General features: G+C 74.0%; 7 protein-coding genes. 4 read left to right on the forward strand and 3 right to left on the reverse strand.

Going from position 1 to position 4,743, the window contains the following annotated elements; genetic code table 11:
- Positions 1-874 (forward strand): chorismate-binding protein (locus AWW66_RS31350; protein ID WP_067374233.1); only part of this gene is annotated, 874 nt, incomplete at its 5' end.
- A gap of 52 nt (positions 875-926) precedes the next feature.
- Positions 927-1,433, forward strand: a complete 507-nt coding sequence (locus AWW66_RS31355) for a peptide deformylase (RefSeq protein ID WP_067374236.1) — start codon at positions 927-929, stop codon at positions 1,431-1,433.
- Here the strand turns inward: AWW66_RS31355 and AWW66_RS31360 are convergent, their stop codons facing one another.
- Positions 1,434-2,222, reverse strand: a complete 789-nt coding sequence (locus AWW66_RS31360; protein ID WP_067374244.1) for a GNAT family N-acetyltransferase — start codon at positions 2,220-2,222, stop codon at positions 1,434-1,436.
- 30 nt (positions 2,223-2,252) lie between these two features.
- Positions 2,253-2,591, reverse strand: coding sequence for a winged helix-turn-helix transcriptional regulator (locus AWW66_RS31365; RefSeq protein ID WP_067374239.1), 339 nt, complete (start codon positions 2,589-2,591; stop codon positions 2,253-2,255).
- Positions 2,592-2,710: 119 nt separating this feature from the next.
- Between AWW66_RS31365 and AWW66_RS31370 the strand changes: the two genes are divergently transcribed.
- On the forward strand, positions 2,711-3,325 hold the full coding sequence (locus AWW66_RS31370) for a malonic semialdehyde reductase (RefSeq protein ID WP_067374241.1): 615 nt from the start codon (positions 2,711-2,713) through the stop codon (positions 3,323-3,325).
- An 89-nt stretch (positions 3,326-3,414) separates the two neighbouring features.
- Here AWW66_RS31370 and AWW66_RS31375 read toward each other — a convergent pair whose 3' ends face one another.
- Positions 3,415-4,194 carry a sulfite exporter TauE/SafE family protein gene (locus AWW66_RS31375; RefSeq protein WP_211272165.1) on the reverse strand — a complete coding sequence of 260 codons (780 nt, stop codon included), beginning with the start codon at positions 4,192-4,194 and terminating at the stop codon, positions 3,415-3,417.
- Between the two features lie 177 nt (positions 4,195-4,371).
- Here AWW66_RS31375 and AWW66_RS31380 point away from each other — a divergent pair.
- Positions 4,372-4,743 (forward strand): endonuclease/exonuclease/phosphatase family protein (locus tag AWW66_RS31380; RefSeq protein ID WP_211272166.1); only part of this gene is annotated, 372 nt, incomplete at its 3' end.

The following is a 4,743-nucleotide window of genomic DNA, read 5'->3' on the forward strand; positions in this document are numbered from 1 at the left end:
CCTCGTCGCCGTCGTCTACGACCACACCGACACCCCCACCGGCCCCACCGGCCACCCCACCGGCTGGTGGGTCGGCCCCTGGCAGCCGAGCTGGACCCCCCGGGCCCACGCCGCCGCCGTCCGGGCCGTCCACGCCGCCATCGGCCGTGGCGACGTCTACCAGGTCAACCTCGTCGGCCACGCCACCGCCCGCTACACCGGCGACCCGCTGCCCGCCCTGAGTCGACTCGCCGCCCTGCCCGGCGCCCGCTACGGCGGCACCCTCACCGGCGACGGCTGGGCCATCGGCTGCGCCTCCCCGGAGACCCTCGTCGAGGTCACCGCCGGCCGGGTCCTCACCCGCCCGATCAAGGGCACCCGCCCCGCCACCGCCGCCGGCCGCCGCGACCTGCTCGCCTCCGCCAAGGAACGCGCCGAACACATCATGATCGTCGACCTGGAACGCCACGACCTGGCCCACCTCGCCCGCACCGGCACCGTCACCGTCGACGAGTTGTACGCCGTCCGCCGCTGGTGCGACCTGTGGCAGGCCGAGTCGACCATCTCCGCCACCGTCGCCGACGGCCTCGGCCTGGCCGACCTGCTGCGCGCCGTCTGCCCCGGCGGCTCCGTCACCGGCGCCCCGAAACTCGCCGCCCTGCACCACATCGCCGCCCTGGAGCCCGTCGGCCGGGGCGCCGGCATGGGCGCGCTCGGCTGGATCGCCCCCGGCCACCTCGACCTCGGCCTCACCATCCGCACCGTCGCCGCCGACCCCGACCGGCTGCACCTGTGGGCCGGCGGCGGCATCACCTGGGACAGCGACCCCGACGCCGAGGTCGCCGAAGCCGCCGCCAAGGCCGCCCCACTGCGCGCCCTGCTGACCACCGGCTGACCCACCGGACGCGACCCGACCCCGACCACCCCCGGCGACTACCCTGCCAGCCATGACCATGCGGCCCATCCGGATCCTCGGCGACCCCGTCCTGCGCACCCCCTGCCCCCCGGTGACCACCTTCGACGCCGACCTGCGCGCCCTCGTCACCGACCTGATGGACACCCTGCTCGGCGAACCCGGCCGCGCCGGCGTCGCCGCCCCCCAGATCGGCGTCAGCGCCCAGGTCTTCGTCTACGACGCCGACGGCCACCGCGGCCACGTGGTCAACCCCACCCTGGAGGTCTCCGACAGCACCGAGACCGACGACGAGGGCTGCCTGTCCATCCCCGGCCTGTACTTCCCGACCCGCCGGGCCCTGCACGCCACCGTCCACGGCGTCGACCAGCACGGCGACCCGCTCACCGTCACCGGCACCGGCTTCCTCGCCCGCGCCCTGCAACACGAGACCGACCACCTCACCGGCCGCCTCTACGTCGACACCCTCACCGGCGACGTCCGCCGCCGCGCCCTGCGCGAGATCCGCGCCGGCCGCTTCGACAGCCCCCGGCAGCGCTGATCAGGACCCCACCGGCGGGTCGGCGGTCAGCCCGTACTCGGTGAAGTCGGCGACCCGGGTGAACCCCAACCGCTCGTACAGCCGCACCGCCGCCGTGTTGTCCGCCCGCACGTTCAACGCCACGTGGTCCACGCTGCCGCGCAGCCGCCGGCACACCGTCGCCACCACCGCGGCGGCCAACCCCCGCCGCCGCGCCTCCGGCCGGGTGGTGACGTTGCCCAGCGCCGCCACCCGGTACACCGGGGACCACACGTGCACCCCGGCCACCGCCACCAGCCGCCCACCCTCCCGCACACCCACGTACTGGCCGGTGCGCACCATCCGCGGGTCGAACCAGTTGCCGGGGTACGCCGCCGCGTACAGGGCCCGTAGCTGCGGCAGGTCGGCCGGGGTCACCACCTCACCGGCCACCGGTACCGCCGCCAGCCGCCCCGGATCGGTCAGCGCCATCCGCACGTGCGGATCGGCCGTCACCACCCGGAACCGGCCGGTCAGAGCGCCGAGCAGGCCGGGGGAGAGGTGCGCCACGACGCTCCCCGGCAGCGTCGGCGCCAGCTCGGCCAGCAGCGCCGCCGCCCCGACGACGTCCCGCCCGTCGGCGAACGCCAGCAACGTCGCCGGGCGGGACGCCGTGTAGAGCAGCACCACCTGCTCGCCGTGCCGCCACCACGACGTGTGCGGCCAAAAGAAGTCGTCCAGGTCACCCAGCTCGTAGGCGTGCAGGACCGGATCCCGGCGCAGCAGACCCGCCAACACGTCCCGGTCACGTTCCACCCGCACGGCGCCCATGATCACACGCCCGACACCGGCCCGGCCGGCTCAGCCGGGCAGGTTCTCGTCCGCCCAGGTGGCGAGCGCGTCCAGGGCGGGCAGCAGCGCACAACCCCGCTCGGTGAGCTGGTAGCTGACCCCCACCGGAGGGCCCTCACGGACGGTACGGCTGACCAGCCCCACCCGGGACAGCTCGCCGAGCCGGTCGGACAGCATCGACTCGCTGATCCCCGGCAGCGCCCTGGCCAGCTCGGCGAAGCCGGCCGGCCCGTGCGCCAGGGTGCCGAGGATCACGCCGTTCCACCGCTTGCCGAGGAAGGCGAAGGCACGGGCGAGACCGCTGGCGCAGGCCCGGGGCGTGGGCCCGGTGGTCTCAGGCGCGGTCATGACACCCAGGATACGTGTTCCCCACAACACACAAGAGACTACTAAAAAACTAGCTGCTACCTTTGTCCGAGCGCCGACCGGCGCGCCCCACCACGGCCCGAATCCCCGAAGGAACCACCATGACCGACGTCCTGCCCCAGCACCTCATCACCCTGCACCCCGACGCCCAGGCCCAACTGTTCACCGCCGCCCACACCGCCAACACCTTCACCGACGAACCCGTCACCGACGACCAGCTCCACGCCATCCACGACCTCGTCAAGTACCCGCCCACCGCGATGAACACCCAACCCCTGCGCGTCCTCTACACCCGCCCCGGCCCCGCCCGCGACCGCCTCCTCACCCACCTCGCCGACGGCAACCGCGCCAAGACCGCCACCGCCCCCGTCGTCGCCGTCCTCGCCGCCGACACCACCTTCCACGACCACCTGCCCACCACCTTCCCCATCCGCCCCGACCTGCGCGACTACTTCGCCGCCGACGACACCGCCCGCGAACAGGCCGCCCGCTTCAACGCCACCATCCAGATCGGCTACTACCTCCTCGGCGTCCGCGCCGCCGGCCTCGCCGTCGGCCCCATGGGCGGCTTCGACCCCGCCGGCGTCGACCGCGAGTTCTTCACCGACACCGGCTGGACCTCCCTGCTCGTGGTCAACATCGGCCACCCCGGCCCCGACGCCCACTTCCCCCGACTGCCCCGCCTCGACCACAGCGACGCCATCCGCTACGCCTGAACGTCTCCACGAACCACAACGGGGCGGGCCCGGCCCATCCGGCCGCCCCGCCCCACACCAGCCGGGCCCACACCCGACCACCCCTCACCTCACCCGGCCCGCCACTGGTCCCACCCCAACCGCGCCACCAACGCCACCACCACGACCAACAACACCACCCGCACGAACCCGGCCCCCCGGCGCACCGCCATCCGCGCCCCCACCACCGCCCCCACGATGTTGCACACCGCCATCCCCGCACCCACCAACCACCACACGTGCCCGGTCACCCCGAACACCACCAACGCCCCCAGATTCGTCCCCGCGTTCACCACCTTCGCCATCGCCGACGCGTGCAGGAAATCCGCACCCACCAACGCCGCGAACGCCAACACCAGAAACGTCCCCGTACCCGGACCCACCAACCCGTCGTACAGCGCCACACCCACCCCGGCGACCCCCACCGCCGCCGCCATCCGCCACCGCGTCCGCCGCTGCGGCAACGCCACCACCCCCAACCGGGGCCGCGCCACCACCAACACCGCCACCAACACCAACACCACCAACACCACCGGCCGGTACGCCGAACCCGGCACCGCACCCGCCAACGCCGCACCCAACCCCGCGCACAGCACCGCCAACCCCGCCGCCGGACCCGCCACCGCCCAGTCCAGCTTCGTCCGCCGCGCGTACGTCACCGCCGCCGTCGACGTCCCCGCGATCGCCGCCAGCTTGTTCGTCCCCAACGCCGTCGCCACCGGCAAACCCGGCGCCGCCACCATCAACGCCGGCAACAACACCAACCCGCCCCCACCGACCACCGCATCCACCCACCCCGCCAGGGCAGCAGCCAGCAACAACGAGGTCAACGACACCGCATCGAGTTCCACGGGCCGCCATTCTGCCCACCACCACACCCCACCCGGGCACCCCTGTGGGCAGCCTCACCGCCCCCGACGCCCCCGCAACCACACCCCCAACACACCCACCACCACGAACACCAACACCGAACACACCAACACCCGCGCCATCCGGCCACTGTCCCACGACCGCATAAGGTCCACAGGGTGCGCCTGGCCACCTTCAACCTGCTCCACGGCCGATCCCTCACCGACGGCCTCGTCGACCCCGACCGCCTCGCCGCCACCGTCACCACCCTCGACGCCGACGTCCTCGCCCTCCAGGAAGTCGACCGTGACCAGACCCGCAGCGGCCACCACGACCTCACCGCCATCGCCGCCCGCGCCCTCGACGCCCCCCACCACCGCTTCGCCGCCGCCGTCGTCGGCACCCCCGGCACCCACATCCGCCCCCTACGCCACGACGACGACGGACACGGCGAACCCTGCCACGGCATCGGCCTGGTCACCCGCCACCCCGTCCGCACCTGGCACGTCACCCGACTCCGCCCCGCCCCCGTCCGCGCCCCGATCCACATC

Origin of the sequence: Micromonospora rosaria (assembly GCF_001567585.1) — a bacterium.
GTDB classification, from domain to species: domain Bacteria; phylum Actinomycetota; class Actinomycetes; order Mycobacteriales; family Micromonosporaceae; genus Micromonospora; species Micromonospora rosaria.